The 17,699-nt window shown below is 50.3% G+C and carries 12 protein-coding genes; all 12 read right to left on the bottom strand.

The features are described from left to right. Positions 1-10: 10 nt before the first annotated feature. A complete protein-coding gene (locus tag KJS52_RS22140) occupies positions 11-1,039 on the bottom strand; it encodes a Gfo/Idh/MocA family protein (protein ID WP_213519469.1) in 1,029 nt (342 codons plus the stop codon). A 17-nt stretch (positions 1,040-1,056) separates the two neighbouring features. Continuing rightward, the gene (locus KJS52_RS22135) at positions 1,057-1,965 is read right to left on the bottom strand and encodes a sugar phosphate isomerase/epimerase family protein (protein WP_213519468.1); all 909 of its coding nucleotides are present in this window, start codon (positions 1,963-1,965) and stop codon (positions 1,057-1,059) included. A gap of 30 nt (positions 1,966-1,995) precedes the next feature. Further along, positions 1,996-2,874 carry an NAD(P)-dependent oxidoreductase gene (locus tag KJS52_RS22130; RefSeq protein ID WP_213519467.1) on the bottom strand — a complete coding sequence of 293 codons (879 nt, stop codon included), beginning with the start codon at positions 2,872-2,874 and terminating at the stop codon, positions 1,996-1,998. Between the two features lie 17 nt (positions 2,875-2,891). After that, entirely contained in the window at positions 2,892-4,910 is a 2,019-nt protein-coding gene (locus KJS52_RS22125; protein WP_213519466.1) for an alpha-amylase family protein, read from the bottom strand. A 62-nt stretch (positions 4,911-4,972) separates the two neighbouring features. After that, the gene (locus KJS52_RS22120) at positions 4,973-6,988 is read right to left on the bottom strand and encodes a family 10 glycosylhydrolase (protein WP_213519465.1); all 2,016 of its coding nucleotides are present in this window, start codon (positions 6,986-6,988) and stop codon (positions 4,973-4,975) included. 23 nt (positions 6,989-7,011) lie between these two features. Further along, on the bottom strand, positions 7,012-8,649 hold the full coding sequence (locus tag KJS52_RS22115; protein ID WP_213519464.1) for a response regulator transcription factor: 1,638 nt from the start codon (positions 8,647-8,649) through the stop codon (positions 7,012-7,014). Then, a complete protein-coding gene (locus KJS52_RS22110) occupies positions 8,646-10,406 on the bottom strand; it encodes a sensor histidine kinase (protein WP_213519463.1) in 1,761 nt (586 codons plus the stop codon). The genes KJS52_RS22115 and KJS52_RS22110 overlap by 4 nt, the downstream gene beginning before the upstream one ends. Positions 10,407-10,474: 68 nt before the next feature. After that, a complete protein-coding gene (locus KJS52_RS22105; protein WP_213519462.1) occupies positions 10,475-11,353 on the bottom strand; it encodes a carbohydrate ABC transporter permease in 879 nt (292 codons plus the stop codon). A gap of 15 nt (positions 11,354-11,368) precedes the next feature. Next, positions 11,369-12,322 (bottom strand): ABC transporter permease, encoded by a 954-nt coding sequence (locus tag KJS52_RS22100; RefSeq protein ID WP_213519461.1) that lies wholly within the window; start codon positions 12,320-12,322, stop codon positions 11,369-11,371. 85 nt (positions 12,323-12,407) lie between these two features. Then, positions 12,408-14,147, bottom strand: a complete 1,740-nt coding sequence (locus KJS52_RS22095; RefSeq protein ID WP_213519460.1) for an extracellular solute-binding protein — start codon at positions 14,145-14,147, stop codon at positions 12,408-12,410. 196 nt (positions 14,148-14,343) lie between these two features. Then, complete coding sequence (locus KJS52_RS22090) at positions 14,344-16,269, bottom strand: asparaginase domain-containing protein (RefSeq protein WP_213519459.1); 1,926 nt, start codon at positions 16,267-16,269, stop codon at positions 14,344-14,346. A 21-nt stretch (positions 16,270-16,290) separates the two neighbouring features. Beyond that, positions 16,291-17,655 (bottom strand): asparaginase, encoded by a 1,365-nt coding sequence (locus tag KJS52_RS22085; RefSeq protein ID WP_213519458.1) that lies wholly within the window; start codon positions 17,653-17,655, stop codon positions 16,291-16,293. Between the last annotated feature and the right edge of the window lie 44 nt (positions 17,656-17,699).

The following is a 17,699-nucleotide window of genomic DNA, read 5'->3' as shown; positions in this document are numbered from 1 at the left end:
CTTGATTATACTATTCGTTCAAAAGCTCGGATAGCATGATCTTCGTTTGCCGCTTCGCGCTTTCTATCGCACCAAGCATCATCGACACACTATAAATGTTATCGCGAATATCCGTTTCAGACCGCTTGCCCGACTGCAGAGCGGCAAACATCTCATTCAGGCATGCTTCGCGGCGCTCCTGCCCTTGCCAATGAATGACACCCTCGGATGTAGAGAGTGCATCTGCGCTTGCATCAGCCTCCAACTGCTTCACTTGATATAGCGCCGGATGATTGCCGTCCCATAGAGCTGAGCCCCTTGAACCATGTATGCGCCATTCGCCTTCCCAGGATGTTGCATGGCCAAGTGCACTCCAGCTTCCATTGTAGGAGAACACCGCGCCGTTGCTGAATTCGAATATGCATATGACGGATGCATTCCCCTCATACCAGCTGCCCTCAGGGTTGAATTCGTGACAGTATACGGATACGGGATCTGCGCCAATCAAATATCTGGCTGCATCAAAGGTATGAATCGCCATATCCAAAATTAGCGGATGCTCCATCAGCTCGCGAAAGCCGCCAAATCGGGGACCAAGAAAAAAATTAGCCGCAACAAATCCTGGCTTGCCAATTATTCCTGCGTCCAGATCCTGCTTGAGCGATCTGATTTCCTTCGTATACCTTCTGTTCTGCATAACAGCGCAGAAGCGGCCTGTTTGCTCGGACACTTCGATCAGACGCAACGCATCCTCCATTGCGACGGCCATCGGCTTTTCCATCATCACGTTTGCTCCGCGCTGCATCGCGGCAATCGCATTGCTCGCATGGGCATCTGGAATCGATGTATCGAGCAGCAGCTCTGCTCCTGTCCCCTCGATTGCCTCAGCTACCGAGCTGTACACAGGGAGCTGCAGACCGTGGCGCTCATTCATCGCTTGCGCATTGGCGGCAAATATATCAACGAGAGCAACCATTTCCACATCCTCGCGGTCAAGCGCGTACTCCAGCCAACGATTGCCCATGCTGCCGCAGCCAGCAAGCACTGCTCTAAGCTTCATTCGACTGTCTCCTCCTTCTACAGCATCCCATTCCCGTACTGAATGCGCGGATTCGGCACATAATCGCCACCGCGACAACGCTTCAAATAGTGCAGCGCGCTGACTTGAGCGCTCATTTCAAGCTCGTCTCTGAATACTGGATCATGCCGACCTTCGATGTCGATACTGCCTTCATAGCCGTTTTGCATTAGAATCGTTACGACATCACTCCAATTGGTATCGCCAAAGCCAGGCGTTCGGTGCCAGACGAACGGATGCGGGCCATGAATGCCATGCTCGCGCACGACATCCCAGGCGATTGTTGCGTCTTTGCCGTGCACGTGAAAGATTTTGCCTGCCCATTTGCGCAGCTGGGGAATCGGATCAATCAGGCTCACCATCTGATGGCAAGGCTCCCATTGCAAGCCGATATTGTCGTTCGGCAGCGTATTGAACATCATTTCCCAAGCCGCAGGATTATGGGCGATATTCCAGTCGCCTTTCTCCCATGTTCCATGCATATCACAGTTTTCGAATGCGAGACGGACACCGCGATCCTCTGCACGACGTGCAAGCTCGCCGAATACTTCACCAAACTTCGCCAAGGAAGTCGGAATCGGCTCATCTGTAAGTCTTCCAGTAAACCCGGATACGAGATCAGTGCCGAACAAATGCGCATGATCAATCGCGCGCTCCCAGCTTGCCACCGTGTCTGCATTATCGCCCGTACCAGTCAATGGATTGCCGAATACCGTCAGGCTGGAAATGGTTGCGCCGCTGTCGCCGAGCAGCTCTCGTACCCGCTTTGCTTGCTCCGCCAAGTCGATTGTGCCCGTCGTCTGCCAATACGTAATACCAAAGCTTTCAAAGCCATGCTGCAAATAATACGGAATTACTTCTTCTGCATAAACTCCCTTGATCAGTGCGCCAATCGGCAGCTGCTTCATCTTGTTTCCCTCCGCTCCAAGCGATTCGAATTAGTCCCAGGCCAAATACAGTGCATGCGTCCCTTTGTCTGCCAGACCAGCATCAGCGATTCGTCCATACAGCTCTCTCGCCAACGACAAGCCCGGCAGGTCAATCCCCATCTCTGCGGCTGCATCCAATGCAATGCCCATATCCTTAATAAAGTGCTTCACATAAAATCCCGGTTCAAAATTTCCAGCGATAATGCGCGGAGCCAAATTACTCAGCGACCAGCTGCCCGCTGCGCCCGACTCAATGCTGCGCAGCACATTGTTCAGATCAAGCCCGGCATTTTTCGCGTAAATTAGCGCTTCGCACACGCCGACCATACCCGATGCGATGGCAATTTGGTTGACCATCTTCGTATGTTGCCCCGCTCCCGGACCGCCCTGAAGCACAATATTCTTTCCCATTAACGCCAGCAGCGGCTCAATTGCGGCAAACGCCTGCTGATCGCCGCCCACCATAATTGACAGCGCCGCATTGCGCGCGCCAACGTCTCCGCCCGATACAGGAGCATCAAGTGCAAACTGGCCTTTTGACGCTGCCGCTTCGTGAATACGGACTGCCAGCGCAGGGCTGGACGTCGTCATATCAATCAAATACGCGCCGCATTGCGCGGATTGTATAATGCCGCCCTCGCCCAAATAAATCGCTTCAACATCACTTGGATAGCCAACGATTGTAAAAACAACATCGCTTGCCGCCGCGACCTCGCCAGGTGTATCATGCCATACCATGCCCAGCTCCAGCAGATCCTGGGCCTTTGCTTTCGTTCTGTTATAAATATGAAGCTCATAGCCCCCGCCCATCAAATGCTTGGCCATGCTGCTTCCCATTACACCCGTACCGATAAAACCAACCTTTGTCTTACTTGGATCAATCGCCATTATGCTCTCTCCTTTGCCTAGATAATTTTAATCATTTCCCATACATCGATTTTCGGCAGCATAAATACTAATTCCTCTTCGTTCACCGTGAAAGGCAGCTCCCCATTTTCAAGCATTCCTGCAACTGAAGCCGTGTTCGGCAATAACGAGCGCGACAAGCGAACCTCGATATTGTGAAGCGGCACTGCATTAGTCAGCGGCCTTCTGCCTGTACCGTTAACGAGATGCAGCAGCAGAGCATCACCATTACGGTAAAGGGTTGCCTGTAAACCTGTAATCGGCGTTACTCTCATTAGCCTTTCCTTGCCCGCAGTCATGTCCACTATATTATCAAGCAACTGGTAATGCTCCCCAAGCTTAAATTCATCAATCAGTTCGCTTAGCGAGAAAGGCAAATAAAGAACGCTGCCGCTTCCTTTGTCGTGCTGAACAGCAAGCGGAATATCGGTCCGTTCAACTGACATGGAGGCTCGCTCTGGCGGAGCGCCGACACTTTCCAGCGGCGAGAATGGCGGGACAAGCGTCGCAAGCACGCGCGAGCCTGCAGCTGGCTTGCAATAAACAACATGACCTCTATGCGGAATGAGCTCTGTATCCTCCATCCCTTTCTGCAGCGGATTGTCCACCCCTTCGAATCTTAAGTAGCTGGCTGCAAGCCGCTCGCTAATCGTGACACGCGGCTGAATGCCCAGCAGCTCGGCTAACTGCTCCTTGTCGCCGCCCGACAGTCTGCCTTCTACGATTAGACGACCGCCTTGCTCAACATATGAGCGCCAGCGGGACAGCACATCAGCGCCGACCGGATAATGCTCAGGAACAATGACGACGCGATATCGCTTCAGCACTTCGAGCTCCGCATTTTCCTCCGGAATAATATCAAATGGCACCTGACGATTAACCAAGCCGTCCGCCCAGCCTTCTGTCGACTTGCCGCTGCGCCATAGCAGCGCGATTCCGGCAAGCGACTCGGCGCCATGCATCTCACCAGCAAGCTTCGCTTCCTTGCGGTTATGCTCTGTTACAGTTTTCAATATCCGCTTGTCGCGTATCGTATCCGGCACGCCAGTAAGCGAGTGCCAAATTTGCCCGCCATAGGCCGGAATTTGCGCCAGCCAGAAAGCATAGTCTGCCGGCGGCAAGCCAGTATGGCGCCAGTCCATGCCCGGACAGGAGTGGACAATGCCAAGCGGTGCCGCTTCCTCCGCTCTGGAGCGGCCAAGCTTGATGCTGAGCGCCGGCTTCCAAAACTCCGGAATATTTTGGTGACCTTGCGACAACACATTTTGCGGTTCTGTACAGAGCAGATCAGTGCCCGCTTTGCGGTCAGCCAGCCGTTCGTTAAATAAATTATAGTAGCCAAGCACAGGTACATCGTGCCGCACGCTTTTGATTGCATCGTTCAGCAGCTCAATATTATGACGCATACATACTGACCACCAGGAGCGGTCATACTCCGCGCGCTGCTCCGGCATCTCCTTGCCGAACATCGCCTTGTATTTGTCGCGACAGCTGCCGCATTGGCAGGTGATCGTACCGGGATTATTGAAGAACACGCCGTCAATGTCATAGCGGCTTAGCGATTCCTTCAGCACGGGCACCGCCAGCTCTTCGTTGCGATAACCGGTATTGATGCAGGTCGACATTAGCAGCGACCAGTTGCCTGGCCGCTTGGCGCCGATAATTTCGGGCTCGCCATTTGTGTCTCTAACGAACCATTCCGGTCGCTTCTGGTAGACATAATCGTCTGCCTTGCTGAAATCATATCTGGCGACAAAGCGAAGACCTTCCTTATGGAACGCCGTAATCATTTCCTCCAGCAAATCTCTGTTCTCCGGCAAATATTCATTAATATGATGATACGGAACCTCTGACCGATACCAGGCGTAAATGCCCCCTACGTTGAACACAACGGTATTAGCATGCATCTCCTTCAGCTGTCGCGCTAATCGCTGCGGATCTATTTGATCAGTATCCCTCACCTGCATGTTGGGCTGTATAATTCGAAGCGGATATTTCCACCAGCTTGCGCTGCTCATTGGCTGCAACCTCCTATTTGGAATATTCGATACCAAGTCCTGCTTTTGAACTACTACCTTTACTAAATCAGATGATAGGCCGCGTACGTTTCGAGCCTTGGAATATGCAGCTTGACTGAACAGCCCTCCTGTCCCTGCTGTTGCGACAGCTCCTCCAGCGTTGCTTCAGCCGCATTCCCAAGCGCATGTGCCGCTGTGACCGAGTCGATCCGTGCAAGACGAACCTCGATATCGCTGATCGGCAGCGGTTCCTCGTAAGTAACGCCGTTAAAGCCTGATAAATTAAGCAGCTGCAGCATGTACGATCCGTCCGGCAGTCGATACAATGTCATCTCTACACTCGGATGCGCAGATGAGAACAATGTTCGCTCGCCACGCAATCCGTGATCGATTGCAGCAAGCACAATCTGTTTGTGATCGGCAAAGCCATGCTCATAGTAAAGCTCGCCGACACTCCAGGCAATATATGCGCCGATACCGCCGCCTTCCTTACGTGCCGGAGCAATACCCAGACCATAATGCGGCGTTCGCTCATGCCCATAGGCGCGCTCTGGCGGGCCAAAGCTCGCCGCCGCTATATACGGCAGCTTGCGAGCTGTGTTAGCAGCAAATTCAACAGCGGCAAACGGGCCATGCACGATCACCCAATCCCTTTGCTGCAGCTCGGGAAACATCATCTTATCATCGGTCAGCACATAGGAAGCGGTCGTATCTTCAATCCATGTTCCAGGCTTGGCAGCAAACAGCGCTGCAAGCGCCTCTTCCTGTGCTGCCAGCGCTCCCCCTGTAGCCAGTACAGACATGCCGCGGTTTTGAGCAGACTCAACAATGCGCAGCTCTTGCTGCGAAAGCTGCTCAATGCCAGGCAAGATCACAAGCCTTGCCGAGCTGTCTGTAAGCCGCTCCAGCCGCTCCTGCTTGATCACCTCGAAGGTTATATGAGCTTCCTTCAGCATTTTGAACACGCCTAAATATTCCTTCTGCGCATTGCGGATTGACGATGGCGAAGGCTTGACGAGTACAACATCGGCCATCGCTTGAAAGCGGCCGAACAAATGCTCATATTGCTTGTGAAAACGGAATACTTTGGCTACGCTTGCCAGGTTTTCCTTGTCGGGATAGCCTTCAAATGCGCCGATAATGCAGAAATCAAGGCCAGAGCCATTGGCGATATTTTCATATAAACGAATTTCCGTCTCATAACGCGACACGCCGGTAAAGCGATAGGTTAAATCAATCGCATTAATCGAGCAATTGCTGGTCAGCTTACCTTCATAGCTGCCGCTAATCGGCATAATGTTCTCCGCAGCGGAATACAGCCATTTCGGATGCGGCCGGTTCAGCGCCGTATTTGATTCGTGGCGCACGATATCAACCTTGTGCGGATGGTAGGTGCTAATCGCGGCATTCGGCTTCAACCGCTTAATATGCGCGTGAATTTTCTCTAAAATGTCAACGGATGTTACTTCCTGAAATTCACGATACTTGCGAAACTGTTCCGAACGGTGATCATCATTGTCTGGCAGCTCCATGCCGTACATTTCCTTGAAGCGTGTACGGCAGCTGTCACAATAGCAAATGCCGTAGTAGTTGCCGCTGTAATCCCAGTTTTGATAGCCGAACATGTTGAAAAATACGCCGTCTACGTCGTATTGCGTTAGCACTTCCGTCAATATATCGAGCGAATACCGCTGCTGATACTCCCCATTCAAGCAAGTATGCACGATGCCGTAGTAATTGACTTCACGACCATCCTTCGAGCGATAAAACCATTCCGGCTTCTGCTCGAAAATCGTTTCATGGGCCTTGCTGAAGTCAAAACGAGCGATGAAGCGAATCCCGTTCTCATGAGCTTTCCTGATCGTTTCGCCCAGCAAGTCCTTTTTCAAGTAAGGCGTGACATATTGATATGGCAGCTTCGATGGATGAAAGGCAAATATGCCTCCGGCATTCATCATCAGCACATTCGCCTGCAAATCCTTGAGCTGTTTCATTAACAAATCTACGTCCATATCCGCGTCGATCTCACGCAAATTATTTTGCACAAGACGCAGCGTATTGCCGCTCCACCAGGTCATAGCTCTCTCTCCTCCCGATTGGCTTATGGCTGCCGCTTGCTGCCGATTTGGCGGTTCCGATACTGCTGCGGCGTTACGCCATAAAAATTTTTGAACAGCTTAATGAAATAATGAGTTGTCTGGTAGCCGGTCTGCTCCGCTACCTCATAAATTTTGCAATCCGTTTTCCGCAAAAGATCCGCTGCATGCTCCATCCTTCTGTTCAGCAAATAATCACTTAGCGTTTGGCCCGTTTCCAGCTTGAACGCCTTGGACAAATAGGCAGGATGAAAGCCAAGCTCTTCTGCAATCATCGGCAATGATAAATCCTCATGCAAATGGCTCTCCACAAATTGCCGCACACGCTTTGACAGCGACAATGCAGCATTTCGGTGGGCTGGTGCCTCTTCCTCGGCAATTTTGCATAAAGAGCGAAGCGCCCACTCGCGAAAGGTTGGCAAATCCCAGCTTTCATGCTTTTCCAGCATGCCTTTGTACAGCGGTCCGATGGTCTCCTGCAGCTGCTTGCCGCGCTTATGGGTAACAAACTGATAGGACCCCGCAATAACAAAAAATACCTCCTGCGCATACTCCGTGGAATCGGTCCATTTCTCCTCCAGCTCCTGGAATATTGCTCGCAGCTTCTTCTCAGCGTCGTCCCACCGCCCCATCTCCATCAGATTAGCCAGCGAAGGCGGCTGATATAGCGAGTCGATAGAGCCGGACAGCCTCGGCTGTGGAAGGTCGCTGATCGTGGCAAATAAGCCTGCAACCTTGTCTTCTCGATTGCGGAACAGCAGTCTGCTTTTTTGAAATGCCTCGTGCAGCTCGTCGGGGAAGGCGACCGGACTGTTGACGATGCCAACCGATATCATATGCTTCAAATAGCGGTAGACGCTGCGCTGCATTTCCTTAGCGCGCCGCTCCATCCGCTCAAGTGCATAATTGCCTTTATGCTCCTTTGGCTTCAGGACAAATACGGTGTTGCGCTCGCCGATTGCAGCATGCCAGACATGGAACGAATCCTGCAGCAGCTCTTCGCCGATATTGGCCATGGCGTAATTAATTAACGTCTTGTCATGCTCGTTGTAACCGGACAAATCGTCCTCCATCTGCACCGCCAAAAACAAAACATTATCGCCAATTGCAAAGGGAAGCTCCAGCGTGGCTAGCCGCCGCTCCAAATCTCGTCGCATAATCGCTTTTCCCTGCACCAAATCCTGCAGCAGCCCGCCTTTGACGAGCGGCATATGCTCGCGCATCGCATCGATCGTCCGCTCCTGCTGCTGAAGGCTTCTTCGTTCCGCCGCAATTTCTTCGCTTAACGACTCCAGCGTAGCCAGCAGCTCGGCCTTCTGCACAGGCTTCATCAAATATTTCGAGGTTTGCAGCTCCATCGCTCGCTGCGCGTATTCAAATTCCGCGTAGCCGGACAATAAAACGCATTTAACCGCGCTCGACTTTTCCCGCAGCTTCTCAATCAGCTCGACACCGTTCATTTCAGGCATGCGAATATCGGTTATGACAATATCAATCGGATCACTGGCAAAGCGCGCCAATGCCTGTTCAGCGGAATACGCTTTGTAAATCGCGCCCATAAACGGCAAACGCGCCTCCGCAACTACATGCTCGATGCTGTCGGCTTGATGTGGATGATCATCTACAATTAACAGCGATATCATGCTGATCCCTCCGATTCATTGATGTTGTCAGATGGTCCATTATCCTTTATGCGAAAGAACAGCTCCACTTTAAGTCCGCCGAGCGCGGATGCTCCGAATGCGAGCCCTTGACCGTCTTCATTGTACAGAAGCAGCCGCTGATGAATGTTCCACAGCCCGAAGCCCATTTCATCCTGCATCGGCCTTGCCATCGCAGCACGAAGCTTCTCAAGCTCCTCCTCCCGCAGCCCTTTGCCATTATCCTCGATCACGATAACCGCATACGGCCCATCCTCCTTGCCTGTTACACGAATAAGGCCGGACTTCAGCGACCTTTCGATGCCGTGCACGATTGCGTTTTCTACAGCAGGCTGGATGATCAGCCGCGGAATTTCCAGATCGAGCAAGGGCTGCGGCACATGAATGTCATATTCCAGACGGAGCATTTGCATTTGTTGAATTTCAAGATAGTTTTGAATCAGGTTCAGCTCTTCATAAAGCACCGTCGAAGTCATTTCTGTACGTGTCGTGTAGCGGTAATATTGACTAAGATGCTGCGTAAAGGCAATGACCGCATCCTTGTTGCCCATCTGCGTCATGCTTTGAATAAATGCAAAATTGTTGTATAAAAAATGAGGATTGATTTGCGATTGCAGCTGCTTAAGCGTAGCGTCTCTCACCCTTAGCTGACTGACAAACACTTTCTCGATCAGCTGCTGCGTCTCTTCGCTCATCCGATTGAATTCAGAAAACAAATAGTGAAACTCGCTATGCTCCTTAACGGCGATCCGAAACGAATAATTGCCTTGCTTCAGTCGCCGCACACCTTTTATAAGCTCAACAATTGGTATTTGCACGCTGCGGTAAATGACGACCGCGAATACAACGCCAATCAGCATAAGCAAGCCCATAATGTAATAAAACGAGCGCAGGCTGTGATCCAGCGGCGCTACAACCGACTTGAGCGGTACGAAGTCGATCAAATACCAGCCATGCCAGGTCGATTCCGTATAGTTCATAAGATACTGCTCGCCTGAGGCGCTTACAATATCGTAGCCTCTTGATCCCAGCTCGTGAGCCTCCAGCACTTCCTTAAATGCAACCGTTAGCTCGTGGTCGGCCTCCTCAAGCGCAATCATGCCTTCCTGTGGATGATAAAATAGCGGCTCGCCTGTTCTGCCCGTCGTAAATTGCTCCAGCAAATAAGCAATATTGCTTGCCGGAATCGCGACCTCCAGAATAAGGCCCAGCTCCTCCGGGTTATGCTCCAGCGAGAATGGCTTAGTCATATGGCGCACGAAGTAATAATCGTCGCTGTCTCCATGCTCCAGCTTTACATAGGACCAGTTCGTATAGAAATGCCGCTGGAAATAGTCCAGATCGAATTTGCGCTCATCTGTCGTAATGTACGCCCCCGTCACAGGTGAAAACAGTGTCAGCTCGTATTGCCAGCTGTAAGACGTGCTTTCAAGGCGCAGATGATGCTCCAGCGCCTCGATAATTTTGAAGTTGTCATACCCGGGCGTTGTAATCGAATCATGCTGCAGCATAAGCGCATTCGTATCCGACATCGTAATGTATGCAGATTTCCATAGCTGCTCGCTGATCATATCCAGCTGCTCGACGAGAAAGTCCTGCTGATTGAGTGTCAGCTGAATCAGCTCGTTCTTGATGATCTCCATACTATTGCGATTTGAATACGTATAAATCAAAATGACGGGCAGCAGCAAAATCGACAGCATTATAATAATTTTCTGGAATGTATTGAGCCGCTTCATAGTAAAACCTCCGCTCCTCGTAGATGTTCAAGTCTAGTTTACATGAAAATCGGCGAAGAGCGTTATGCTTACCCTTTTACTGAACCCATTACGATGCCCTTCACAAAATATTTTTGTAAAAACGGATAAACAAGCAGGATTGGCAGCGCTCCGATAAAGATTTGCGATGACTTAACGGTGCGGTTCGAAATTTGGTTTAAGGCCGCCAGGTCAACTCCGACCTCGGAAAAGTTCTCCTTTACAACAATCGTATGAAGAAATGATGCAAGCGGATAATCCTGTATTTTCGTCATATAAATAATGCCATCAAACCAGGAGTTCCAGTGCATAACCATCGTAAACAGCAGAATAGTTGCGACTGATGGCATCGAAACTGGAATAAATATGGAAAATAATGTACGGAAATGCCCCGCGCCATCGATCAGCGCTGCTTCCTCCAGCTCCGGCGGCAAATTACGGAAGAAGTTGAGCATCAAAATCATATTCCATACATTTACCGCTGTCGGAACAACAAGCGCCCAAATCGTGTCCATCAAGCCAGTATTGCTTACAACCAGATAGGTCGGAATAAGACCGCCGTTGAACAGCATAATGACGATGAAGTACCAGGAATAAATGTTTCTGCCGCGGAACCGATAATTTTCCTTGGATAATGAGTAGGCCGCCATCATCGTAATTCCGATTGACAGAACGGTGCCAAGCACAGTGCGCTGTACGCCGATCCATAAGGCGCGCAGGAAATTGTCGTTGCCCAGCGTCTCCTTATAAGCCGCCAGCGTGAAATCTATTGGTATAAAGTTGACGATATTGGCTGTTGCCGCATCGCGAGAGCTGAGCGACACCGCCAAAATATGAACGAGCGGCATAATGCATGCCAAGCTGAGCAGTCCAATAAAAATATAGTTGAACACTTGAAATACTTTGTACGTATTGGAGTAATATCGCATGTCGCACCTCCCTGTCTAGAAGATTCGGTAATTCGCCAATTTATAAGCGAGCCGATAACTGATTACGATCATAATGAAGCCGATAATCGATTTAAAGAAGCCGATTGCCGTCGCAAAGCTGTACTGGCTGCCCAGCAAGCCGACTCGATAGACGAACGTATCAATAATATCGCCTTTATTGTAGACAAGCGGATTGTACAGGTTGAATATCTGGTCAAAGCCTGCATCCAGCACTCGACCGAGTGACAGAGTGGCCACTACGATAAAAATTGGCGTAATTGCAGGCAGCGTAACGTGAATGACCTGCTGCCAGCGGTTCGCTCCATCAATTTCAGCCGCTTCATACAAGGAAGGACTAGTTGCAGCAATCGCCGCAAGGAAGATGATCGCAGAGAAGCCGAAGTCCTTCCACGCGTCGGACACGACCACTGTAACGCGGAACCAATCGCCATTAGATAGGAATGAGATCGGGTCGATGCCAAACATACCTAAAAATCGATTGACAATGCCGCCGCGAATCGACAATATGTCGACGAATATGCCGCCGAGAATAACCCAGGACAGAAAGTGAGGCAAATATACGAAGGTTTGAGCGGTACGCTTAAACCATTTTATTCGAATCTCATTTAGCAATAAGGCAAAGATTACGGGAATAAACATTTGCGTAACGATTTTGGCAAACGCGATAATCAATGTATTGCGAATAATTTGCATGCCGTCGGGATATTCGAACAAATATCGGAAATGATCGAGACCTACCCACGGCGAACCACCGAGACCAAGCCACGGCTTGTAATCTTTAAACGCGATCACAATTCCCATAATCGGGATGTAATTATAAATGAATGCAATAACGACTGCAGGCAGCAGCAGCACATGAAGCGGCCATGTTTTGCGTATATACGATTTGAATCTGCTCCGCTTCGGTTGTCGCTTAAGCGTATCGGCAGCAACTGTTGGATTGCTCATCCTCTTCCACCTTCCAATCTCTAGCAGTTCTTATGAATGGGGAGGGGGATATCCCCCTCCTGTCTATCTATTAGCGAATATTTCGTTACTGCGTCACGCTCTTATACCATTCATTTACTTCTTTCGTTATTTCATCTCCGCCGTTTTTCTTCCACTCCTGCACGAATGTATCAAAGTAGTCGATCGGTTCGTTGCCGTAAATGATTTTCAAATAGCTTTCAGTCATCAGCTTAATTAGCAGCTCGCCTTTAGATACCATCGTTTTCGTAGGCGGGCCGTTGAAGTAGTTGACGATTGTATTTTCATTTTGCGAAATACGTACAAGACCAGCCTCCAGCATGCGCGGTTTTGCTTTCGATACGCTAATTTCCGCCATATTGGCCGGCTCTGCATCCGGATTATCGAGGAACTTCTGGAATGCAGCGTCACTTTGGAAAGGCACAATTCCGTTCAGAAACGGCAGTGTCAAACCGTACGTTACGGTGTCATCGCCAGGCTTCGGCCATTTCTCGCTTGGCACGCCATGCTCGGCAAAATTGCTGCGATAAACCTTTCCTTCATGCGTTACGTAGTCGTAGCCTTCCATCCATCCGTGACGCAGCGATTCATCGAAATGAGGATCCTCCTCGCCGAAGTACGCAGCATAAATCTTGTTAATGTAGCCGAAGATCGCGTCCACATTTTTGAAGTCCTTGTTGAAAATGAGATAGTCTCTAACCATCGTTTTTTCAGCACGCGCTTGCTGTCCGTCAGGACCTGACGGAAGCGGATATGCCTTGAAGCCTTCTACGCCGCCTAGCGGATAACCGTCCATCCATGGCGGTCCGAATATAATTCCGGCTTGACCGCTTGCCGCAATCTCACTCGCTTTACCTGCATCCTTAATGCCCGCTTCCGGATCAATATATCCTTTGGACATCCAATCTCTCATTTGTGCCAGAAATTGTTTAACACTCGGTTGGATGGCATTGTACACGAGCTCGCCATTTTCATCAGGATTCCAATACTCCCAAATATACTTGGAAGGCATATGATTGCCGAATGCGCCGACAAGTCCATCTGCCGTAGACATCCAGTTATATGGACCTTCCTTCAAGGAAACGGCCATGCCAAGCGTGTCGTCCTGATTGTTGCCGTCAGGGTCATCCTCCGTGAAGGCGCGCAGCACCTCTGTCAGCTCATCAATCGTTGTAGGCGCTTCCAAGTTTAGATTTTGCAGCCAATCCTCGCGCACCCACATAACTGTGCCTTCGTCCATCGCGTACAAGTTTGGCAGTCCGTAAATTTTGCCGTCACGCGTAACAGGATACAAGACATCCGGATATTTCTCGTAAATCGCTTTCAGATTGTCGGACAAGTATTGATCAATATATTCATCAAGCGGCTGAATTTTGTCAGCAGAGATCATATCGCTTACCATTTCAACCTTCGAGGTGAACACATCCGGCAGCTTCTGGTTGCCTGCCATCATCAAGCGAAGCTTCGTCTCGTAATCTTCCAAATTAGGCACGACAAAGTCAAAGCTCAGGTTAATGCCCATTGAATCGCGCATCCAACGTGTATGAAAGTTGTCCTCGATCGTTTCCCCTTCCTTGAATTCATTTTCTCCTTGTGCCGACCAGCGAATTCCTGTCGATACATTTACAGGCGGATCAAATTTGAAGTCTTTCGGATTCGTCAGAACTGGACTTTCAGTCGTTGCGTCTCCTTGATTTGAAGCGGATTCATTGCCCGCATTGTTTGTACCGCCGGCGCAGCCTGTAACAGCCAGCGCCACAGCCAGTGCAGCAACAACCGTCTTCGTTCCTTTAACAGTTCGCTTCATTATTGCTACCCCTTTCTTGTATATGTCTTGCTTGCATCCTTATTGTATGGACTAATGAAACGACATCAAATACAACAGTTTTTAGATTATAACAATAATTTAATGTTACCCTATCCGCATCAATCTATAAAAAAATCGTCCTTTCTTTGAAATGGAAGCATATTGCAACCATTTTGCGAAAGGACGATTCTATGCGTTATCGTGCGTTGTTTATATTTAGTATAATCGTGATGGCTTCAGCGCGGGTTGCTGTGCCGGTCGGGTCAAAGCGATTATTTGCTTTGCCTTGAATAATGCCCTTGCTAGTTGCAGCGGCTACCGCTGGCTTGGCCCACGCCGCAATTTGCTGATCATCGGCAAATGTGGTCGAGCTGAATGACGAGCTATCCAGCTCCATCGCTCTTGCAGCCATCAGGACAAGCTCCATGCGGTTAATATTGCGATTCGGCTGGAATGAGCCGTCGCTGTATCCGGTAATAATTCCTTTGCTTACCGCTGCAGCTACCGCCGGCTTCGCCCATGGACCGATTGCTGTCTCATCAGTAAATGCGGTTGGTGAGACGGAGTCCTCTGTCGTGCCCAGCAGACGCATCAGCATAACTGTATACTCGGCTCGAGTAACATCGCCGTTCGGTCTAAAGCTGCCGTCGGCATAGCCTTCTACAATTTTTAAACTGACCGCTTCAGCTATCGCTTGTTCAGCCCAGTGCCCCTTCGTATCCGTAAAGACTATATCCGGGATTTCTTCTCCTGGATCAGGGCTTGCTGTTGGCGTTGAGGTCGGCGTTGGCGTCGGCACTCCTTCACCAGGGGTAGTCGGTGCCGGGCTTGTCACTGGCGGACTCGTAACAGGTGGACTCGTAACAGGCGGAGCAGTCGGCGTTGGCGTTGGCTCTTCTCCCTGCTCGACATTAACTTCCACCTCCTGTGTTCCTACAGTGGCAAACCATGCTTTCATTTGCTCAAAATCATCGGTAAACGCCAAAGTTAACATTAGCATAATCCGTGCATGCTGCGGATCCAGATTGTCGCCGGAAATGATGCCATTGCCGGAGCTGTACACGGAGCCTGAGCCCGTCCGCGAGGTAGAGACGAATACGACGCCATTGTCGCGAACAGCGGCTGCGCGTGCTGCTGAAAGCGCGGAGCTGATGCCGCCTGCTCCTGTTCCAGCAGTAACAATTCCTTTTGCACCTTCCGCAACAAGCCCTTTTATCGCTCCACCACCTGCTTCCTGATAGTTGTACACAATCCCTACTAGCGGCAACTCACTTTTATTAATTGTCTTCAAATTAAACGGCGTCTTCCATTCCTCAGTGCCCGCTTTCATCGCTCGTCCGTTCAAGCGATACATGCGTACACCTGCGTCATCCACATAGCCAAGCGCGCCGAACATAGCAGTTTCGAATGTATCCATGCGATGCGTATTGGACTTGGTAACCTCACGTGCTGCATGAATGGTATCATTCAGCATAATGACAGTGCCATACCATTTGGTTTTGCCGCTTGCTGCTGTTTTAATCGCTTGATACAAATTGGCAGGCCCGTCTGTGCCAATCACATCCCATGGTCTCATTGCGCCCGTCACAACGACCGGCTTTTCACTTTGCACCGTCAGATCAAGGAAATAAGCGATCTCCTCCATCGTATCAGTGCCTGTTGTCACAACAGCGCCATCGTACGTTTCCAGCGCCTGCTCGACCGCTAGCGACAAATCGTACAAATCAGCGATCGTGTAGCCGCCTGAGCCTTTGTTGCCAAATTGATAAGTCGAGACATCAGCAATTTTTTCCTTGCCCGGAAGCTGATCCACCATATCCTGAATCGGATACGTACCGGCACGATAGCTTTGAAAGCTTGTTTTATCTCCATTCGTTGCCGCACCAGCCAATGTGCCGCCTGTGCCGATTACGATCACGTTCGGATTTTCATTGGCTTGATGCTGGGCGCTTATTGCCGGAATTGGAAAGGCGGGTACCGTCACCTCCGCTTCCGCTGCTGCTGTGTCTGTTGCTGCAAGTACGTCGCTAACTTTGCCAACGCTCCATGTAGCTGCTAAAAGCGCAGCGACGAGGAGAGAAAGAAAGAGACGCTTCCTAACGCTTGTGCGAGTCATGCTCATTTCCTTCACGCTCCTCTTTCATTATGGTGCTGCCGGCGCTTCTGCTTGCTCCTCTTCTACAGCAGGCTGCTCGCTTTCCTCGGCTTCAGTTTGCTGCGAGCCTTCAGCTTCAGGAGCCGTCTCTACCGCTTCAGCCTCTGGTGTAACAAGAACCGTAGTTTCCGCGTCAACCGAAATTTCAACCTCTTGCGTGCCAAATGTCGTGAACCATTCACGAACCTTCGTTACTTTATCAGCATAAGGAAGCTCATTCGTAAAGGCCAGCGATAGCAGCAGCATCATGCGCGCATGCTGCGGATCAAGATTATCGCCTGAAACAATGCCGTTTCCAGAGCTGTACACGGAGCCTGAGCCTGTGCGGGAAGTCGATACGAACACGACCTCATGCTCACTGATAGCTGTCGCTCTAGCTGCGCTAAGCTTGCTGGAAATACCGCCTGCTCCTGTTCCCGCAGTGACAATCCCTTTTGCTCCTTCAGCAACAGAGCCTGTAATAGCTCCGCCACCTGCTTCCTGATAGTTGTATACAATTTCTACTGCCGGCAAGTCCTCCTTGCTAATTTGCGTCAAATCAAAAGGCGAGGACCATTTGTCCGTTCCTGCATGTACGGCGCGTGCTGGTGCGCGGTAAATGCGAACGCCGGCATCGTCTACATAGCCAAGCGCGCCTAGCATCGGAGAATCAAATGTATCCATGCGATGCGTGTTGGACTTCGTTACATCGCGAGCTGCAAAAATAACATCATTCAGCATAATGACCGTACCGAACCATTCTGTTTTGCCGCTGGCTGCTGTTTTGATCGCTTGGTACAGATTGGCTGGGCCGTCGGTGCCAATGACATCCCACGGTCTCATTGCGCCTGTTACGACAACCGGTTTTTCACTTTGTACCGTTAGATCAAGGAAATAAGCGATCTCCTCCATCGTATCGGTGCCTGTTGTGACAACCGCTCCGTCGTACATTTCCAACGCTTGATCAACCGCTAACGAAAGATCGTACAAATCAGCGATTGTGTAGCCGCCTGAGCCTTTATTGCCGAACTGATAGGTCGATACGTCCGCAATTTTTTCTTTGCCTGGGAGCTGATCCACCAAATCCTGAATCGGATACGTGCCAGCACGATAGCTTTGAAAGCTTGTTTTATCTCCATTGGTTGCTGCACCAGCCAATGTACCGCCCGTACCGATTACGATTACGTTCGGATTTTCATTTGCTTGATGCTCTGCACTAACCGCGGGAATTTCAAAGTTTGTTGAAGCTGGACTGGTTGCTGCCTTTACATAGCTGCTTATTGCAGAAAAGTTCATCGATACAACTAAAGCGGCCGCTAAAACTGCTGGAACGACCGCCTTCTTCACCCATGATTTTTTACCGATACTTTCCATAATCTGAGTCCTCCCATTGTCTAGTAATCTATCAATCTGAGGAG

Origin of the sequence: Paenibacillus montaniterrae (assembly GCF_018403185.1) — a bacterium.
Classification (GTDB): Bacteria; Bacillota; Bacilli; order Paenibacillales; family Paenibacillaceae; genus Pristimantibacillus; species Pristimantibacillus montaniterrae.
The sequence above is the reverse complement of the archived record's forward strand: the minus strand, read 5'-3'. Positions and strand labels throughout refer to the sequence as shown.